Annotated in this window: 16 protein-coding genes and 1 pseudogene; 12 read left to right on the top strand and 5 right to left on the bottom strand. The window is 52.2% G+C overall.

The window, feature by feature from the left end; all coding sequences use genetic code 11:
- Positions 1-197: 197 nt before the first annotated feature.
- On the top strand, positions 198-1,724 hold the full coding sequence (ptsG, locus tag JJU47_RS06985; protein ID WP_300997564.1) for a glucose-specific PTS transporter subunit IIBC: 1,527 nt from the start codon (positions 198-200) through the stop codon (positions 1,722-1,724).
- Positions 1,725-1,836: 112 nt separating this feature from the next.
- Entirely contained in the window at positions 1,837-3,861 is a 2,025-nt protein-coding gene (gene ptsG / locus JJU47_RS06980; protein WP_228617559.1) for a glucose-specific PTS transporter subunit IIBC, read from the top strand.
- An 84-nt stretch (positions 3,862-3,945) separates the two neighbouring features.
- On the opposite strand, the gene ptsP is transcribed toward ptsG (JJU47_RS06980), so the two are convergent.
- The gene (gene ptsP, locus JJU47_RS06975) at positions 3,946-5,664 is read right to left on the bottom strand and encodes a phosphoenolpyruvate--protein phosphotransferase (RefSeq protein ID WP_228617557.1); all 1,719 of its coding nucleotides are present in this window, start codon (positions 5,662-5,664) and stop codon (positions 3,946-3,948) included.
- Positions 5,665-5,994: 330 nt separating this feature from the next.
- Here ptsP and JJU47_RS06970 point away from each other — a divergent pair, with 330 nt between their 5' ends.
- Positions 5,995-7,434 (top strand): leucyl aminopeptidase, encoded by a 1,440-nt coding sequence (locus JJU47_RS06970; RefSeq protein WP_228617555.1) that lies wholly within the window; start codon positions 5,995-5,997, stop codon positions 7,432-7,434.
- A 135-nt stretch (positions 7,435-7,569) separates the two neighbouring features.
- Positions 7,570-8,229 carry a DUF429 domain-containing protein gene (locus JJU47_RS06965; protein WP_228617553.1) on the top strand — a complete coding sequence of 220 codons (660 nt, stop codon included), beginning with the start codon at positions 7,570-7,572 and terminating at the stop codon, positions 8,227-8,229.
- 4 nt (positions 8,230-8,233) lie between these two features.
- Here the strand turns inward: JJU47_RS06965 and ytvI are convergent, their stop codons facing one another.
- Entirely contained in the window at positions 8,234-9,367 is a 1,134-nt protein-coding gene (gene ytvI, locus JJU47_RS06960) for a sporulation integral membrane protein YtvI (protein WP_228617550.1), read from the bottom strand.
- Between the two features lie 84 nt (positions 9,368-9,451).
- Between ytvI and JJU47_RS06955 the strand changes: the two genes are divergently transcribed.
- The 3 genes and pseudogenes from JJU47_RS06955 (at position 9,452) to JJU47_RS06945 (ending at position 12,269) form a co-directional block, all read left to right on the top strand.
- Positions 9,452-10,231, top strand: a complete 780-nt coding sequence (locus JJU47_RS06955; RefSeq protein WP_228617548.1) for a MazG nucleotide pyrophosphohydrolase domain-containing protein — start codon at positions 9,452-9,454, stop codon at positions 10,229-10,231.
- Between the two features lie 127 nt (positions 10,232-10,358).
- Positions 10,359-10,817 (top strand): annotated as a pseudogene (locus JJU47_RS06950) (SH3 domain-containing protein); the annotation flags it as partial.
- A 75-nt stretch (positions 10,818-10,892) separates the two neighbouring features.
- A complete protein-coding gene (locus JJU47_RS06945; protein ID WP_228617628.1) occupies positions 10,893-12,269 on the top strand; it encodes an N-acetylmuramoyl-L-alanine amidase in 1,377 nt (458 codons plus the stop codon).
- 123 nt (positions 12,270-12,392) lie between these two features.
- Here the strand turns inward: JJU47_RS06945 and JJU47_RS06940 are convergent, their stop codons facing one another.
- Genes JJU47_RS06940 through JJU47_RS06930 form a run of 3 tightly spaced genes read right to left on the bottom strand, consistent with a single transcriptional unit; the run spans position 12,393 to position 16,166 of the window.
- Entirely contained in the window at positions 12,393-13,433 is a 1,041-nt protein-coding gene (locus tag JJU47_RS06940) for a ribonucleotide-diphosphate reductase subunit beta (RefSeq protein WP_228617546.1), read from the bottom strand.
- A complete protein-coding gene (locus tag JJU47_RS06935; protein WP_228617544.1) occupies positions 13,390-13,896 on the bottom strand; it encodes a flavodoxin domain-containing protein in 507 nt (168 codons plus the stop codon). The genes JJU47_RS06940 and JJU47_RS06935 overlap by 44 nt, the downstream gene beginning before the upstream one ends.
- A 29-nt stretch (positions 13,897-13,925) precedes the next feature.
- The gene (locus JJU47_RS06930; RefSeq protein WP_483298122.1) at positions 13,926-16,166 is read right to left on the bottom strand and encodes a ribonucleoside-diphosphate reductase subunit alpha; all 2,241 of its coding nucleotides are present in this window, start codon (positions 16,164-16,166) and stop codon (positions 13,926-13,928) included.
- Positions 16,167-16,701: 535 nt separating this feature from the next.
- Between JJU47_RS06930 and JJU47_RS06925 the strand changes: the two genes are divergently transcribed.
- The 5 genes from JJU47_RS06925 to JJU47_RS06905 are packed head-to-tail and all read left to right on the top strand — an operon-like array spanning position 16,702 to position 19,672.
- Positions 16,702-16,935, top strand: a complete 234-nt coding sequence (locus JJU47_RS06925; RefSeq protein ID WP_228617539.1) for a DUF1871 family protein — start codon at positions 16,702-16,704, stop codon at positions 16,933-16,935.
- A gap of 12 nt (positions 16,936-16,947) precedes the next feature.
- Positions 16,948-17,196 (top strand): NifU N-terminal domain-containing protein, encoded by a 249-nt coding sequence (locus JJU47_RS06920; protein ID WP_228617537.1) that lies wholly within the window; start codon positions 16,948-16,950, stop codon positions 17,194-17,196.
- Positions 17,193-17,993 carry a glycosyltransferase family 2 protein gene (locus JJU47_RS06915; RefSeq protein ID WP_228617535.1) on the top strand — a complete coding sequence of 267 codons (801 nt, stop codon included), beginning with the start codon at positions 17,193-17,195 and terminating at the stop codon, positions 17,991-17,993. Before JJU47_RS06920 ends, JJU47_RS06915 begins: the two co-directional genes overlap by 4 nt.
- Before the next feature lie 3 nt (positions 17,994-17,996).
- Entirely contained in the window at positions 17,997-18,491 is a 495-nt protein-coding gene (locus JJU47_RS06910; RefSeq protein ID WP_228617532.1) for an Lrp/AsnC family transcriptional regulator, read from the top strand.
- Positions 18,488-19,672: an aminotransferase gene (locus tag JJU47_RS06905; RefSeq protein WP_228617530.1), complete on the top strand. Its 1,185-nt coding sequence runs from the start codon at positions 18,488-18,490 to the stop codon at positions 19,670-19,672. The genes JJU47_RS06910 and JJU47_RS06905 overlap by 4 nt, the downstream gene beginning before the upstream one ends.
- Positions 19,673-19,711: the final 39 nt, after the last annotated feature.

The following is a 19,711-nucleotide window of genomic DNA, read 5'->3' as shown; positions in this document are numbered from 1 at the left end:
TGTTACTGATTCGATCAGGCATGAGTAAGGAGTGGAACGGCTTACGATTTCTCCATTGGGAGAGGTCTACGTTCTATCCCTTGTTCATGCCTGTTTCTGTTTTTATAAACGTTTATTATGAAAACGTTTAGATACGTCGGTTGTCTGACATCTACAGTCGTCTTTCCGTACAAACCATTTCAAAAGGAGGATTTATCATGTTTAAGCAGATTTTTGGTGTTCTTCAAAAAGTCGGTAAAGCGCTTATGCTTCCTGTTGCGATCTTGCCGGCCGCCGGTCTTCTTCTTGCATTCGGTAACGCGATGCAAAACCCGGCCCTTACATCACGCGCTGGTTGGTTAACGAACGCAGGCGTCGTGAAATTCGCTCAGCTCATGGAGCAAGCGGGTGGCATTATCTTCTCGAACTTGGCACTCTTGTTCGCTGTCGGTGTCGCGATCGGTTTAGCAGGGGACGGCGTTGCCGGACTCGCAGCTATCGTCGGGTTCCTCATCATGAACAAAGTTATGGGTGTGTGGCTCGAGCTCACGCCTGAAATTATCGCACAAGGTGACCCGGCTTACGCGTCAGTTCTTGGTATCCCAACACTTCAAACAGGGGTATTCGGTGGTATCATCGTCGGTCTGATTGCCGCCTGGGCGTATAACAAATACTTCAACATTCAACTACCGCAATTCCTTGGCTTTTTCGCTGGTAAGCGTTTCGTCCCAATCGTCACGGCTGTTTTGGCAGTCGTCGCTGGTTTCGTCATGCTTCTCATCTGGCCACCAGTTCAGCACGGCTTGAACTCATTCTCAAACTTCATGTTGACTGAAAACCGCACGCTCGCGGCGTTCGTCTTCGGTTTGATTGAACGTTCTTTGATCCCGTTCGGTCTTCACCACATCTTCTACTCGCCGTTCTGGTTCGAGTTCGGCTCGTACACGGATGCAGCGGGTACGATCGTCCGTGGTGACCAAGCGATCTTCTTCGCACAAATTCGTGACGGCGCTGAACTTACAGCTGGTACGTTCATGACTGGTAAATACCCGTTCATGATGTTCGGTCTTCCAGCAGCAGCACTCGCGATGTACCATGAAGCACGTCCTGAACGTAAAGCAGTCGTCGGTGGTCTCTTGGCTTCGGCAGCACTTACATCGTTCTTGACTGGTATCACTGAGCCGATCGAGTTCTCATTCTTGTTCGTCGCTCCACTCTTGTTCGCAGTACACGCCGTTTTCGCTGGCCTTTCATTCATGGTCATGCACATCTTGAACGTCAAAATCGGGATGACGTTCTCGGGCGGTTTGATCGACTACCTTCTCTTCGGTGTTCTTCCTAACCGTACAGACTGGTGGCTCGTCATTCCGGTCGGTCTCGTATTCGCAGTCGTTTACTACTTCGGATTCCGTTTCGTAATCCGCAAGTTCAACCTTAAAACACCGGGCCGTGAAGATGAAGTCGTTGAGCAATCAACAGCTACTGGTTCGGAACTTGCACAAGATATCCTCGTTGGTTTCGGTGGTTCGCAAAACATCAAACACCTAGACGCATGTATCACACGTCTCCGCGTTGAAGTTAAAGATAAGAACCAAGTAAACAAAGAAGAGTTGAAACGCCTCGGCGCAGCTGGTGTCCTTGAAGTCGGAAACAACATTCAAGCCATCTTCGGTCCGCGTTCGGATGCATTGAAATCAGAAATGCAAGCGGTCATCGCTTCAGGTAACGAAAAGAAAGCAAACTAATGTAAACGTATGAGCCAATCCTTCGTGGGTTGGCTTTTTTGTGTCGGGAAACGGTTTCAGCCATATGTCAGATGGGGAAAAGTAAGTATTCTGACAAAAGGAGGGAACCAAGATGTGGAAGAAAGTGTTTGGTGTTTTGCAACGGATCGGGAAGGCACTCATGCTTCCGGTTGCGATTTTGCCGGCAGCCGGTCTCTTACTGGCGTTCGGTACCGCATTCCAAAATCCTGATCTCGTTGCACTCTTACCTTTCTTGGCAAACGATTCACTCGTTCTCATCTGGCAGGTCATGACCGATGCCGGGGATATCGTGTTTGCCAACTTAGGTCTGTTGTTCGCCGTCGGGGTCGCCATCGGGCTTGCCAACGGGGACGGTGTCGCCGGGTTAGCAGCTATCGTCGGGTATTTGATTATGAACAAAGTCATCAGCACGTGGAACGGGATTACCTCGGAAATCGTCCAAGGGGACCCGCAGTATGCGACGGTGCTCGGGATTCCGACGCTCCAGATGGGGGTGTTCGGGGGGATTATCGCTGGTCTGATTGCCGCATTTGCCTACAACAAATACTTCAACATCAAGTTGCCGGAGTTTTTAGGGTTCTTCGCCGGGAAGCGGTTCGTCCCGATTGCCACGGCAGCTTTCAGCTTGGTCGTCGGTATCGCGCTCGCCTACATCTGGCCGCCGATTGGGGTCGGGATCAACACGTTCTCACGCACGATCATCGAGGCGAACGTGGCGGTTTCGGCATTCGTCTTCGGATTGGTCGAACGGTCATTGATTCCGTTCGGGCTTCATCACATCTGGTACTCTCCGTTTTGGTTCCAGTTCGGAGAATATACGAACCAAGCCGGTGATCTCGTACAAGGGGACCAACGGATCTTCTTCGCCCAATTGCGTGACGGTGTCGAGTTCACGGCCGGGACGTATATGACAGGGAAATTCCCGTTCATGATGTTCGGGTTGCCGGCTGCCTGTCTCGCGATGTATCACACCGTACCGAAAGAACGTCGGAAAAACGTCGAAGGGTTATACTTCTCTGCCGCATTGACATCGTTCTTGACAGGGATCACGGAGCCGGTCGAGTTCTCGTTCGTCTTCGTCGCGCCGCTTCTTTTCGGTATTCACGCCGTATTTGCCGGACTATCCTTTATGACGATGCACTTACTGAACGTGAAAATCGGGATGACGTTCTCGGGCGGACTCATCGACTACCTGTTGTTCGGGGTGTTGCCGAACCGGACAGCCTGGTGGCTCGTCATTCCAGTCGGTCTCGTGTTCGCTGTCATCTATTACTTCGGGTTCCGCTTCGCGATTCAAAAGTTCGACTTGAAAATCCCGGGTCGTGAGTCGACGGAAGGGAAAGTGGCACGAGCCGTCGTCGGTGATGATTTACCGTACGAAGTACTCGTCGGTCTAGGTGGGCCTGAGAACATCAAACACCTTGACGCCTGTATCACGCGACTTCGCGTCACCGTGAACGACGTCAAACAAGTCGACAAAGACTTGCTCAAAGACCTTGGTGCAGCTGGCGTACTCGAAGTCGGTGACAACATCCAAGCGATCTTTGGACCGAAGTCGGATACGCTCAAATCTCAAATCGCCGCAATCATCGAAGGGGGCGAGTTCAAGCCGAAAGAGAAACCGGTCGTCACATCCGGTACGTCGAACCCTGAAGAAGAAGGATTCTTAGCGCCGATGTCGGGAACGATTTTGTCGCTTGATGATGTACCGGACCAAGTCTTCTCTGGACGGATGATGGGAGATGGATTTGCGATTGAACCGAGTGATGGAAGAGTAGTTGCACCATTCACCGGCACAGTCACCACATTCTTCCCAACTAAGCATGCCATCGGATTGCTCTCGGATGATGGACGCGAGATTCTCATCCATGTCGGTCTAGATACGGTCAACCTTAAGGGTGAAGGCTTCGACGCTAAAGTGAAAGAAGGCGATCACGTAAAAGCAGGTGACGTCCTATTGGAAGTCAATCTTGATTCGATACGAGACAAGGTCCCATCCTTAATCACACCAATCATTCTTACGAATGGTGACGGGAAACAGGTCATTGTCTCGTACGGCGAGTCGATCGTCATCGGGGAAAAACTAGACTTCCAAATTGTTGATCGCATCGAGTAACGTATCTTCGCTTCTATCAGTCCATTGAAACAATCAAAAATAAGCTTCGTCTCGACGAGAGACGAAGCTTATTTTTATAGCAGGTTACTTTTTAATATCGAATTTTTCACTGAGGAAGTTCACGACTTCTTCTGCTGTATCCATGTTCAAGACGTCGTTGACGATCGCTTCTGTTTCCGATTTCGTCAAACGTTTCACGAGGCTACGTGCGCGCAAGACGCTCGAAGCTGACATCGAGAACTCATCGAGACCAAGTCCGAGAAGGATTGGAATCGCGAGCTCTTCCCCTGCCATCTCGCCACACATGCCGACCCATTTGCCTGCTTTATGTGCTTCTGTGATGACGTTGTGGAGAAGGTTCAAGATGGCCGGGTTGAACGGTTGGTACAAGTACGAGACTTTCTCGTTCATCCGGTCCGCTGCCATCGTGTATTGAATCAAGTCGTTCGTGCCGACTGAGAAGAAGTCGACTTCTTTCGCGAATTGTTTCGCCATGACGGCAGTCGAAGGGATCTCAACCATCATCCCTGTCTCGTAGTTGCCGACAGCGATGCCTTCAGCTTTCAACTTCGCTTCTTCTTCGAGGAGAAGTGCTTTTGCGGCACGGAACTCTTCGAGCGTCGCGATCATTGGGAACATGATGGCGAGGTCACCGTGAGCAGAGGCACGGAGAAGGGCGCGAAGTTGCGTACGGAACAAGTCAGTTTCCTCAAGGCAAAGGCGAATCGCGCGGTAGCCGAGGAACGGGTTCATTTCTTTCGGAAGGTCGAGGTAAGACAATTCTTTATCTCCACCGATGTCGAGTGTACGGATGACGACTTGTTTGCCTTCCATACCTTCGAGCACTGTTTTGTAAGCTGTATACTGTTCTTCTTCGGTCGGGAACGTCTCTGAGTCCATGTAAAGGAACTCGGTACGGTAAAGTCCGATCGCGTCAGAACCGTTTTTCAAGACGCCTTCGAGGTCGTTCGGTGTCCCGATGTTCGCAGCGAGTTTGACCTTGTGGCCGTCAGCTGTGATTGACTCTTCGTTGACGAGTTGCTTCAATTCTTCTTTATACGCTTCGAATGAAGCGCGTTTCGCGTTATATTCATTGACGAGTTCTTCAGACGGATTGACGAAGACGTCTCCTTCTGTCCCGTCGATGACGACGAGGTCGCCGTTTTTGATTTCTTCGAGTGCTACTTTCGTCCCGACGACGGCAGGGATTTCAAGTGAGCGTGACATGATGGCCGAGTGAGACGTGCGTCCGCCGATGTTCGTCGCGAAGCCTTTGACATATTTACGGTTGAGCTGCGCCGTGTCAGACGGTGTCAAATCTTCAGCGATGATGATGACTTCTTCTGAGATTGAGGCCGGCGTCATGAACGTGACACCGAGGATGTGGGCCATGACGCGTTTTGTGACGTCACGAACGTCAGCTGCGCGTTCACGCATGTACTCGTTGTCCATCGATTCGAAGATCATCACCATTGTTTGAGCGACTTCGTCGAGCGCTTTCGCAGCGTTCATGTGTTCGCTTTCAATTTTGTCGTTCACTTGTGAAACGATTTCCGGATCTTCCACGATGAGCAAGTGAGCCGAGAAAATCTCTGCTTTGTCTTCGCCGAGTTCACGGAGTGTGATTTCACGGATTTCTTCGAGTTCTGTTTTCGACTGAGCGATGGCTGCTTGGAAGCGTGCTTTCTCAGCTGCTACGTCCTCGATTTTGTTCGTTGGGATGTCAAATGAAGGTGTCTCCATGACGAATGCTTTCGCAACTGCGATTCCTGCAGATGCGCCAATACCTTTAATGTGTGACATAAGCGTAGTCCCTCTCTTCAAAGAAATAGTTTGTTTCCGACGTTGTCTCGTTAGTTCTTACCCGAATTGAAAAAGGAATTAACGAAAAGACGGAAGTTTAGAGTAGCAACGGTCTGCGACTAGGGGAAGCCTCGACCGGACAAAATGGCCTCACCTCAAGACTGAGGGGTGCCGGATTGCGTACTAACTTATCCTATCATAAAATAAAACATCGTCACAACGAGGAGATAGCGCTTGAATTCGAAGATTTCTTGACTCTTACGCATACCGTTTCATTATTTTACAGAAGTTCGTTATGCTAACTATATATAAAGAAGGGAAGTGACACACATGTATCAAGTAAAAGACTTGGATTGGAACGGTTCATATGACACGATGGTCGTCGGAATCGGGGCTGCCGATACAATTGATGAAGGGCTCGATGCCTTATATAACGGGCGGGTCAAGTCGCTCATTCAATCAGCGGATATCTCGACGAAGACAGGAGAATTGTCAGTCGTGCCGACGTTTGAGGGGACAGTGAAGCGCATCTTATTTGTCGGACTCGGGCAACGCAACGAGAACTCGACAGAAAACGTCCGCAACTGGTTTGGCAAAGTCGCGAAAGAAATCAAGGCCCGCGCGTTCACGGACGTGGCGATCGCGCTCGAGACGTTCGAGTCGAACGGTGCGTTGTTCGCCGAGGCTTATGAGATGGCGACTTACGAACATCCTACATACAAGTCGGCGCCGAAAGACAGTGCGCCTGAGGTGACGATCACCTTGCTTGGGGACATCGATCAGGCGGAAGTCGACAAAGGCGCGGCCCGAGGCCGTGGAGTCAACGTGGCCCGAAAGCTGACGATGATGCCGGCAAACATTTTGACAGCAGAGGCGCTTGCCGACTATGCGGTCGAATTGGCGGAACGTCATGGGTTTAACCATCGTATCTTGGAGAAGGAAGAGATGGAAGGGCTCGGGATGGGCGCGTTGCTCGCGGTCAACCAAGGATCGAAACTTCCACCGAAACTGATTGTGCTTGAATACAACGGAGCCGGGGACGAAGCTCCGATCGCCGTCGTCGGCAAAGGCGTCACGTTCGATACGGGCGGTTACTCGATTAAGCCGAAAGATGGGATCGTCGGTATGAAAGGTGATATGGGTGGAGCGGCAACCGTCATCGGGTTGTTCGAGACGCTCGCGACGACGAAACCGGCTGTCAATGTGCTTGGCGTCATTCCGGCGACGGACAACATGATTTCTGGCGACGCCTTTAAACCGGATGACGTCATCACAGCGATGAACGGGAAGACGATTGAAGTGTTGAACACGGACGCCGAGGGGCGCCTCGTCCTGGCTGACGCGGTGACGTTCGCAAAAACGTATGACCCGCAAGCAATCATCGATGTGGCGACGCTCACGGGCGGTGTGCTCGTCGCGCTCGGGACAGACGTCACCGGCTGTCTGACGAACGACGACACGCTCTACGGTGCGCTCGAGGTGGCCAGCCGTGAGACGAACGAACTTGTCTGGCAAATGCCGTACTTCGACGTCTTCATCAATAAAGTTCGCAAGTCGGAAGTAGCCGATCTGAACAACTCGCCTGGCCGTTTCGGTCACATGATCTTCGGCGGCGCGTTCGTCGGGGAGTTCGTCGGCGATACACCGTGGCTTCACTTGGACATCGCCGGCACGAGTGAACGCTCGGCTGCGAACGAGCTCGGGCCTAAAGGGCCGACCGGGGTCATGGTGAGGACACTCGCTTCACTGTTGGACGGGTGGAACCGTTGAAACTTGGATTGACTTTGTTCGGCTTTGCCGTCGTATCCGGCTTCGGGTATACGGTGTGGCCGAATCAATGGTTGTTAGGGATCACCGTCTTTTGTGCGGTGTTTGGATTGTTAGTTTTCATACAGGAGGTACGACGTGGTAGGAGTAGGAATTGATGGCGCGCGCGGGGGTTGGGTACGAATCACGTACGACAGCATCTCGCTCTGTTTGACCATCTCAGAACAGTTGGAAGATTTATTAATCGACGGGGCCGTGCATTTCGTCGATATGCCGAAAGATTTAGGGACGATCGAGCAACCGGGCCGTTCGTGTGACGCGTTTATGCGGTCGCAGTTGAAACAACGGAAGTCTTCGATTTTCACACCTCCGATTGAAGAAGTGTTGAACGAGGACACGTACGAAGCGGCAAGCCTTAAGAGTCGCGAGCTCATCGGGAAAGGGATCAGCAAACAAGCGTGGAACCTCGTCCCGAGAATCCGGGAGTTCCAAGCGTTAGACCGTGATGATGTGTTCGAGTCCCACCCAGAAGTCTGCTTTGCGGTCATGACGGGTCGCGAGGCCGAGTTCAGCAAGAAGACGGAAGCCGGCGAGGCAGAACGGATTGAACTGTTACGCCGTTATTCGAACAGCTCGCCATGGAAATGGAAGATGTCGAACGTACAGGTCGATGACATTATCGATGCCTGTATACTGGCCGTCGCCGCTTATGAAGCGGGCACGACGGGAATGTCGACTTATCCCGACCGATCTGAAGGAGAACCGTTCGTGGCGGTACCCACGATAAAAGAGCGATGACGTGTCATCGCTCTTTTGGTGTCACCGGTTTCGGTCCGACGATGAAGCGCCACACGTAGTAGAAGACGCGAGCGTTGTATAGGGCTTTCAACAATACGGCGATGACCGGCCCTAATATAAAGCCGAGGACACCGAACAGTTTGAGCCCGACGAAAATTGAGACGAGCGCGGCGAGCGGGTTCAACCCGATATGCGAACCGACGATCTTCGGCTCGGCCAAGTTGCGTTGGACGATGACGATGATGTAAAGGACGAGCACGCCGATGGCGACGAACCAGTCACCCGAGATGGCGGCATAAGCGGCCCACGGGACTAACAATGTCCCGACACCAAGGTAAGGCAGTAAATCAAAGAAAGCGGCAAGGAGGGCGAACGAGAGCGGGTTCTCGACTCGGAGGATGAACATGCCGACGAGCACGATCCCGAACGTGATGGAGATGAGTGTCAACTGGGCCCGGGCGTAACCGAAAAGAGCCGCCCGCAGGTTCAACATGACCTCCTCGAATTCGTTAAACCCTTTGCGTTCGTTCAAGCGTTCGATTTGCCGCATGTAAGACGGCCAGTCTTTCGTGATAAAAAACCAAGCGAGGACGATGACGATGAAGAGCAACAATACGAGCGGCAAGGCGCCGAGCAAGCTTTGCAGCATGCCCGCGAGGCCGCGCGAGAGCACCCCGATCGCAGCACCTAGTTGCACGCCGAGCTCGGTGATGCCGCCTTCGAGGGACGTCGTCTGACTCGGGTTTAGCCGCTCGATGCTGTCGTAAGCGTCATTGACGAACGGGGCGATCTTCTCATTGAAGACGCGCTGGGCGAAAGCGGTGAACGTCTCGATTTGAGTCGGAAGTTTTTCCGCCGCGATTGTCGCGTAACGGATCAGCTGGGAAATGACGATGACAATCACGCCGGAGACGAGCCCCATGACGATGAGGAGGGCGAGGAGCGTCCCGAGGGCGCGCGGCATGTTGGCTTTTCGTTCGAACAAGTTGACGAGCGGTACGGTCAACAAGGATAACAAGAACGCGAGGACGAAAGGATACGTGTACTGAAAGATGATGCTGAGCAACCAGATGACAGCGCTCATCCCGATCACGACGAGGACGAGACGAACGAGTTGCCAAAGCCGGACAGACGACATGAGGCATTGCCCCTTTCCGCACAAGTGGATTGAGCATAGTATACCATGTGACCGGTTAATAGAGCAGAAGGACAGGTGACGGATATGAGAGAGATTCAACGACAAGTCGATCAGATGATCATTCATTTAGGGGGGTATTGGCGACCGTTGTCGGGCTTAGCCCGTTTGTTGGAAGAGGTCGGGGAAGTCGGGGCTGCGCTTCACGATCACGACGAAACGGCGCTCGTCGAAGAACTGCTAGACGTGTTCGTCATTTCGACGTGTCTCGCCAATCAGTACGCGATCACGCTTCAGCCTCAGACGAGTGAAGCGAACGAGGTTCCGATTCATGTGACGTATTTTGCGCTCGTCCGCGAGGCGGGGGAGGTCGCTCGCATCTTAAACGCATATGAAGGAGACAAGAAGCTGAAGGCTTCGGCCACACCGGGTTCGTTGAAGCGGCACATCGAAGGCGTCCAGCGTGCAGTCGTGGCGATGGCCGAACGAATTGGGCTGGATGTATACGCATCGATCGGGGCGCTCGTGGAAGAAAAATCGTCACGGGACTTTGGACGGTTTGACCATACACCGGATCCGATCACCGAGCCGTCGGTCCGTTCCTATCCGCGTCAGGAGACAGGTCGATATTGGGGAGGAATTGGGCCTAAACCTTCTGAAACGTTTGACCGATATATAGAGCGAGACCATAACGTGGCCCGGTTTTGTAAGATTGCCCCGGTAGAGGGTCTGGACGGGTTTGTCATTCGGTTAGGTGATCAACGTTGGACGCTGACGGAGAGATCGGTCGAACTCATTCCTGGGTTTTACATCGAAGAAGAAATATATGGGAATGACAAATACATTGTCATTCGACAACCTAACTAAAAATCATTCCCCTTTTTATCAAAAATATTCATCTTTTTTTCAAATACTTACTTTTTTTTAAAAAGCAGTATGCTAATATGAAGTTGTTGTTAGTAGTAAGTAGCGCGAGAGGAAAGGAATATTTTGGATGAAAATGAAACTATTGAAGGTTGCTCTTATCTTGTCGCTTTTATTGTTCGGTGCCCAAATCCCAGCGGTTGAGGCCTCGACGTTAGATGGCGAAACGACTGTCAATTTGAACGTACGTACGACAGCAAGTACGACGGGAACCGTCTTCACGACGTTGCCGAAAGGTACAAAAGTAAAGTATGGTATTCATAACCAATCATGGCATAAAGTGTATTTAAATAACCGTACTTATTATGCCTCGGCCCAGTACATTAAAAAGATTACAATTCCAACAAACATCACTACTCAAGCCGTATCTTCCACGGGCGTGACTACCGTGAATTTAAACATTCGTGTTTCTGCTTCTAGTAGTGCTGGAATTGTACGAACGCTAAAAAAGGGAACTGAAGTTCAATATACTTCCCACAACACATCGTGGGTAAAAGTATTTTTAAGTGGACAAACGTATTATGCGTCGAAGGCTTACATTACACCTAAAGTCGGGGCGACAGTCTCGCATAAGCAAACGGGTTATACAAACAGGACAATCGAATTGTTCAATCGGACGCTACAGACGTCTCCGGTCGTCAAGACGATTCCTGCGAACCGTACAGTCACGTTCAGCATTCACAACTCGAGCTGGTCCGTCGTCTATGAAGGGACAAGTACTTATTTCACGCCGACACAAGGCATTACGGCGGGAGCACTCCAACCATCAGTCACGAAACAGAACGGCTATGCGAACCGTGAGATGAGGCTGTTCGAAACTCAAATCCAAACTTCCAAAGTTATGAAAGTACTTCCGCTGCATACACCGGTCGTCTCAAGTGTATACAATTCGAGTTGGTCAATTGTATACGACGGAAGCGCCACGTACTACACCCCGACGGCATGGATCACGCCAGGCGCACCACCTGTCCAACCGCCGACGACAACGACGCCGGAACCGACAAAAGTACAAGGGTACGCGAACCGGAACATCAACTTGTTCGGTCAAACTCTTCAGAGCTCGCCAATATTGCTCGTGTTACCGCAATACTCGGCCGTGACGTACAGCAAGCATAACTCGAGCTGGTCGGAAGTTCATATCGGGTCAAAGACGTATTACACACCGACGTCATGGTTGACAGCTGGAACGGCACCGTCAGCACCGGTCGCGCAACCGCAAGGAAAAGTGTTCACGAACACACCGGGCGACGCATTGAACGTTCGTTCGACGGCGTCGGCAAGTTCAGCCATTCTCGGCAAACTTGCTCACGGGACGCAAGTCGACCATTACGGATTGACGAACGGTTTCTATAAGATCAAGTACAATGGACGCGACGGCTTCATCTCGGCGGCGTTCACGATGGCGACGAAACCGAGCGTATCGAGCGGTGCTGTCATCGTCTTAGATGCCGGCCATGGCGGAACCGATCCAGGGGCCGTCAGCGGATCGCTTTATGAGAAAACGGTCGTCCTCGACGTGACGAAACGAGCTGAAGCGTACCTCCGTTCGAAGTACGACTATCAAGTACGTTTGACTCGTTCAACGGATGTTTATTTGACACTTGACCAACGTGTACAAATCGCGAAGAACCTTCGTGGCGACCTGTTCGTCAGCTTCCATGCGAACGCAGCGACTTCATCGGCGGCCAAAGGGATCGAGACGTTCTACTCATCGTCTTCTGCCCATAGCGCCCGGAGCCGTGTGTTGGCGACGAACATCCAGTCGAACTTGGTATCGACGATGTCAGGCATGACGAATCGCGGTGTCAAAACGGCGAACTATTATGTCATCCGTTACAACACAATGCCGTCAGCGCTCGTCGAACTTGGTTTCATCTCTTCACCGCAAGATATCATTCATTTACGTAGTGATGCATCACGTCAGCGCATGGCTGAAGCCATCGCTGAAGGAATCGCCCAATACGTCAGAGCATACCATTGATTCTGACCTGCTCGCGCAGGACGATATGAATATAGCCCTCGACCACGGTCGAGGGCTTTCTAATGGACGATTAAAAAGCGCAAGACCCCATCCGAATGATGAGGTCTTGCGCTTTTTCGTGGCTTACAAGTCGTCGAAGCCGTTGGCGTCCGTGACTTTTGCGTAAGAGCGGGATTTTTGTTCGAAGAAGTCCGATTTCGTCGCGTTGAGCGAGTCGTCCGAGTAGGCACGAATCCAAGGCATGACGTCTTCGTTGAAACCTTCGTACAAGTCGTTCAAGCCGATGACGCGCAAGCGTTTGTTGGCGAGGTATTTGACGTAGTCGCGCATCTCGCTGACATCGAGGCCGTCGAGGTCACGGAGAACGTATTCGCACCATTCGATCTCGAGGTCGACTGCTTCTGCCATCGTGTCGTAGACGAACTGGCTGAAGCTGCCGTCAGCGTCGATTTCAGGGTTTTCCGTCAAGACGGCACGGAGCAACTGGCTGACGAAGTACGAATGCTGCATCTCATCGCGTTGGATGTAACTGATCATCGTCGATGTCCCGACCATCTTCTGGTGACGGGCCAAGTTATAGAAGTAAGCGAATCCGGAATAGAAGTTGATCCCTTCGAGAATGATTGAAGCGACGAGTGATTTGGCGAACGTTTCAGCCGTTTGCTCGGCCCGGAAATCTTCGTATAAGTTCAAGATGAACTGGTTCCGTTTCATGACCATCTCGTCGTCTTTGGCGATATCGAAAATTCGGTTTTGTTCGCTGAGCGGAACGAGACTTGACAGCACGTAGCTGTATGACTGGTTATGCACGACTTCTTGTTGGGCGATGACCGCGAGTACCGCATGAACCGACGAATCAGACGAGAACATCGACGATTCGAGGATGTAACGCGTCTGAACAGAGTCGAGAATCGACAACAAGCCGATAATGCGTTTGAACGCGTCTTGCTCGCGTTCGCTCAATTGAGGCCATTGCTGCATATCTTTCGACATCGAGATCTCATCTGGGATCCAAAAGTTCGAGAGCAACTGTTTATAAATCGTATAAAATTGCGGGTAGGCGATATCGTTCCAGTTGACGATAGAACTTGTCTCGCCCCCGACGATGGCTGTCGCCCGGTTAGGATGTTTGGGCGACAGAAGTTTGATCTTTTGAATGGTCATAAGCGTATACTCCTTCTTCGGCGTTTCGTGCCAACCGCTCCGTCCAGTGGCGGACGTTGTACGGCTGGTTGCGCGGCGACTGTTCGATTTTCAACAGTTCGCCGACGAGGGGGATTCCATATTTCGAAAGGTGGTACGCCATCTCGTCGACGGCTCGGCAGAAGTGGACGAACATTTTGTCGCCGGTGCCGAACACGGCCGCTTGTCGAATCGGTACGGACAGTTCTTTTAAAACGAGACGGAACGTATCTTTCATCTCATCAGGGAGCACCCCGTCGGCCCACGTGTATGACCCGAAGTAGACGAGGTCATACGTCGCGAGAGACATCGCTTCCCGATGCCCGATTCGGTCGGCCTCAAACGTGACGACCCGGTCGCCGCGTTCGAGATGGGTCGCCTCGACGAGCGAGGCGACTTCTTCCGTATTTCCGCTCATTGAACTATAGACGATTGCGATGTTCATGGTCGGTCCCACCTTTCTTTTCACTCAACTTAAGAAGCGCAAGATTCACACTCGTCGACTTCGACGGTCGTTGAACGCGTGTAGTAGATTGATTTCATACCGAGCGACCACGCCTCGAGGTGCATCGCCAACATTTCAGTCGCCTTGACGTCATTTTTGACGTACAAGTTGAAACTGATTGCTTGGTCGATGTGACGTTGGCGCGCCGCATTTTGACGGATGCTCCAGAGTTGGTCGACTTCAAACGCTGATTTATAGAACCAGTTCGTTTCCGGGTTGAGGTCAGGAACCGTGACCGGAATCTTATAGTTTTTCTTCTCTTCTGAATATACTTTCTTGTAGATCGGGTCGATCGAAGCGGTGCTACCGGCAATGATCGCTGTCGACGAGTTCGGGGCGACTGCCATCATGTAGGCGTTACGAACACCGTTTTGGTGAACTTCAGCCGCGAGGCCGTCCCAGTCGAGCTCATCGTGCGAACGATAGTTGCGACGCTTGAAATATTCGCCTGTGTGCCATTCGGAGCCTTCGAACACACCGAACGCACCTTTTTCTTTGGCGAGTTCCATCGACGCTTGAATCGTGAGATAAGCGATTTTCTCATACAGCTTCTCCGCATATTGGACGGCGTCGACCGATTCCCAGCGGATGCCTTCGAGTGCGAGCAGGTGATGCCAGCCGAACGTACCGAGACCGACGGCCCGATATTTTTGGTTCGTGATCATCGCTTGCGGCACTTCGATCGTGTTCAAGTCGATGACGTTATCGAGCATGCGCATTTGAATCGGGATGAGTCGTTCAAGGACGTCCGACTTGACAGCCCGGGCCAAGGCGATCGAGCTCAAGTTACAGACGACGAAGTCACCCGGTGTCTTCGTGATGACGATTTTCCCGTCTGCGGTATACTCTTCATCGATGACCGTCGGAGACATGTTTTGAGCGATCTCTGAACAAAGGTTCGAGCTGTAGATCATGCCGGCATGTTTATTTGGGTTGGCGCGGTTGACGGCGTCCCGGAAGAACATGTACGGAGTGCCCGTTTCGAGTTGTGAGCGCATGTATCGTTTGACGAGGTCGATGGCTGGGACAGTCACACGCGACAGTTCCGGCGTGTTGACGCAAGCCATATATTTCTCGGTGAATGAACCGCCGTTCTCTGTCTCATCGTAGAAGTCTTCGAGGCTAAAGCCCATGACCGTCCGAACTTCATGCGGGTCGAACAGATGCCAGTCGCCGCGTGCTTCTACGGTACGCATGAACAAGTCCGGCAAACAGACGCCCGTGAACAAGTCATGGGTCCGGAGGCGCTCATCGCCGTTGTTGAGTTTCGCATCGAGGAACTCGAAAATGTCTTTATGCCAAATGTCCAAATAGACGGCGATCGAGCCTTGGCGCATGCCGAGCTGGTCGACTGACACAGCCGTGTTGTTCAATTGCTTCATCCAAGGCAACGCGCCGCTTGAGACGCCTTTGAATCCTTTAATGTCACTGCCGCGCGAGCGGATCTTGCCGAGATAGACGCCGATCCCGCCGCCGCCTTTTGAAAGGGTGGCGACGTCCGTGTTCGAGTCATAGATTCCGCGGAGCGAATCGTCGACCGTGTCGATAAAGCACGAGCTGAGTTGACCGTAAGACTTGCCGGCGTTTGACAACGTCGGCGTCGCGACCGTCATATATAGGTTAGAGAGCGCCCAGTAGGCTTCTTCGACGAGCTTGACACGCTGCGTCGGGTTTTCTTTTTGCATGAGCGTCATGGCAATGACCATGAACCGCTCTTGCGGGAGCTCGTACAAGTTTTTGACGTGGTCACGTCCGAGATAACGGTCCGACAACGTCCGGAGCCCGATGTATGTGAACAAGCGGTCGCGTGACGGATCGATCAACGTCTCTAAGTAGTCGACGTCTTCTTTTGAATACGTGTCGATCAAGGCTGACGTGAAGATGCCTTTCTTCGTGAGCGTCTCGATCATCGGATAGAGCGCACCATAACGCATCGACGCATCGTAGCCGCGGTTGCGTGCCGCTTCGAGATAGAGGCGGTTCAAGTACATCTCGGTCGCCACGAACGTCCAGTCCGGCTCCTCGGCTTTCAGCATATCGAGGGCGTGCATCGTCATGAGGTCATATACTACATCTTGTGTCAGCGTTTTAGATTCGAGCGCCCGGACCAAGCGTTCTTCATATCGTTCCACACTGAGTTGTGGGTAGCGTTGTGTGATGGATTGGATCAAGGTCGAGACGTCTGTGAGCGTTGGTGTCACAGGCAACATCGTCTCGTGGTGGATAGGGGATGTCAAAATGATCACTCCTTCTTAAGATGTAGATATTATAAAGGTATAACTCGTAATACCCTGCATACCGTCAATATATAGCGAAGCGTCGTTTTTGCTTTTAACTATATATTGACGTTTTTTTGTCTTTTTAATCATAAATCACCTATATTTAGTTTTGCAATGCTTGACATTCGCCAAACTGTTGCCCCATATATTGCTTTCACCGTAAAATGGCGCTGTCATCCGATTTGAGATGGGATTTGAGATAGAAAAAAATTTATGCGTCATCGATCGGAGGAAGGTCCAGATTTTTATGTAAGCGGTCAATTGAGGAAAAAGGGATAAGAAAAGGTATATGTGATTATTTTCACATGAATCCATTCCATTTTCTCGCTTATCTTCACATACTATATATAGAAATGCCGAACTTTTGAAAAGAGGGAAATCGGAGCGGGTGCTAGCATCGAGAGTGAAAGTGAGGTAGATTGAGGGAGTAAGGTTTGATATCAGCTTAAAAAGAAGGGTTTAACAAATGAGAGCAGAAGACTTATTATTAGCATGGGACCCACTCGGTTACGGGGTCGGGTCGTATGGACCAGAGTTTGATGACATCGCGGTGGCGCTCACGCAACTCGACACAGCAGGCGAATTAGACGCACGCATCCGACACGTGTTGACGGAAGCGTTCGGCGAATGCCCGCCTCCGTCTGAGACGCGCGCCATGGCGATCCGATTACTCGCGTCTTCACAATCTTGTCAACTATAAGGGGGAACTTACATGTTACGAATCGATCCAACACCTAATCCAAACGCAATGAAAATCACACTTCCGGAAAACGTCTTTGGAGCAAAAAGCCAAAGCGTGAAAGCGGGCGAGGCGACAGACCAACCGCTCCTCGCGAAACTCGTCGAAATCGAAGGCGTCGAGAGCGTCTTCGCGTATGGTGATTTCGTCACCGTATCAAAAGAGAACGGCGTCAGCTGGGAAACGATTTTGCCGCACGTCGAAACTGCTTACCGCGGATGAACCCGCTCGTATCAATCGTCATCCCGGTCTATTCACGGGAGACGGAACTGACCGAACTGCTCGAAAGTCTCGTCGTTCAGACGTTCCAGCAGTTCGAAGTCGTCGTAATCAATAATGACGGGCCGCCAAAACAACATCTTTTGGCGCCTTTTTTGAATCGCTTGTCGATTCGGTTGGTCGAACTCGGAGAGAACCATCACGTCAAGGCGCGAAACCGTGGCGTGAACGAGGCGAAAGGTGACTATATTTTGTTGCTCGACGATGATGACCTGCTCATGCCGACGCATATCGAGCAGGCACTTCAAGACTTAGAGACGGCCGACCTCGTCTTTACCGATGCCGAACTGTTTCGCTTCGAATGGAAAGACGGCCGCCGTGTCGTCACCGATTGGGAGGCGTTCGCCTACGACCTCGATCTCGAGCGTCTCCGGCAGGACTCGACATATATCCCGTCCGGCACGTTATACCGCAAACGGATCCACGATCAAATCGGTCCGTTCGATGAGTCGGTGTACAACTACTGGGACTGGGACTTCATTTTGCGGGTGAGTGAGCACGGCACGATCGTTCATCCGGCACGGGCGACCGTGTTGTATGCGTTTAACGGCTCGGACAACTTGTCGGCGAAACAAGATGAGACGCGCCGCCGCTACTTTGATCGTTTCTGTCAAAAGCACGGGCTCACCGACATGGAGATGAAAAACTTTCACATCGTCCAGTCCGAGCGGCGGGACTATGTGAGACGGACAGAAAGAACGTTCACAGGGGCATTCCCCGGTAGAACGGAAGGAGAATAAATCATGTATACATCAAAAGAACTAGAACTGTTAGAGTTGCTTGAAGAAAAAGGGTATCTCGAGACGAAGATCCTCGCAGAGATGCTCGCGACCGACGTCGCGACAGTCGAGGCGATGCTTGAGAAGTTCAAACAGGACGGCATCTTACTCGGGTTCCGGGCCATGGTGAACTGGCAAAAAATCAATCGGCACGACGTCACGGCGTTCATCGATGTCAAAGTGACGCCGAAACGCGGACGCGGATTCGATGAAGTAGCCGAGCGGATTTATCGCTTCCCGGAAGTGACGGCACTCTACTTGATGTCAGGCGCTTACGACCTGCAAGTCGTCATCCGGGCGAACTCGCTTCAAGACGTCGCCTCGTTCGTGTCCGACAAACTGTCGCCGCTCGACTCGGTCGTCTCGACGACGACACACTTCAAGTTGAAGACGTATAAACATGACGGCATCTTGTTCACCCCGCACGTCGAAGATAAACGGTTGAACATCACGCCATGAAGTCGCTATCAAATCAAGTCGTCTCGATGAAGCCGTCCGGCATTCGCCGCTTCTTTGATTTGGCGCAAACGATGGAAAACGTCGTCTCCCTCGGGGTGGGGGAGCCTGACTTCATCACGCCTTGGAACGTGCGTGAGGCGAGTTACGCGGCGCTTGAACAAGGTTATACCGCGTACAGCGCCAACGCCGGACTGCTGGAATTGAGAGAAGAGATTGCCAGCTATATGAAAGAACGGTTCGACGTCGGTTACGACGCGGGCACCGAGTTGATCGTCACGACAGGGGCGTCTCAAGCGCTCGATATCGCCTTCCGGGCTTTATTGAACCCAGGGGATGAAGTCATCGTCGTCGAGCCGGCATTCGTCTCGTACGGTCCGCTCATCGAACTGGCGGGCGGAACAGTCGTCTCCGTCGCCTGTCGTCCCGAGACCGGCTTCCGTTTAAACCGTGACGACGTCGAGGCGGCGATCACGGAACGGACGAAAGCCATCTTGCTCTGTTTCCCGTCAAACCCGACTGGCGCGACGATGACCGGGGAAGAACTCGGTCAAATCGCAGAGCTCGCGACGAAGCATGACCTTTGGGTCGTCAGTGACGAGATTTATGCGGAACTATCGTACGATGAACCGTTCACGAGCTTTGCGACGCTTCATGATATGCGCGACCGGACGATCGTCGTCAACGGCTTCTCGAAGGCGTTCGCGATGACGGGATGGCGGCTTGGCTTCACGTGCGCACCGGAAGTCGTGACGCGCGAGATGCTCAAAGTTCATCAATACGGCATGATGTGCGCTCCGACGCTCGTCCAGTTCGGCGGTCTCGAGGCGCTCCGGACCCGAGACCAACACGTCCCGAAGATGGTGAAGAGCTATCGCCAGCGCCGAAACTACTTCATTCAAGCGCTCAATGATGCCGGACTGCCGACCCACGTCCCAGGGGGAGCTTTTTATGCGTTCCCGTCGATTCGTCATACGGGCCTATCGAGTGAAGAGTTCGCTGAGCGGCTCTTGCTCGAGGAACGGGTCGCCGTCGTCCCGGGCAACGCGTTTGGAGCGAGCGGGGAAGGGTTCGTCCGCGCCAGTTACGCGACGTCGATCGAACAGTTACAAGAAGCGATTCGTCGCATCGACCGGTTTATGAGCCAGTTCGAAGTGACCGTCACATCAGACTCTCAGCAGTGAGGGTCTGTTGACGTTTTATCGGTATAGTGAACGGGAATA

Origin of the sequence: Exiguobacterium sp. (genome assembly GCF_020832205.1) — a bacterium.
Taxonomy (GTDB): Bacteria; Bacillota; Bacilli; order Exiguobacteriales; family Exiguobacteriaceae; genus Exiguobacterium.
The sequence above is the reverse complement of the archived record's forward strand: the minus strand, read 5'-3'. Positions and strand labels throughout refer to the sequence as shown.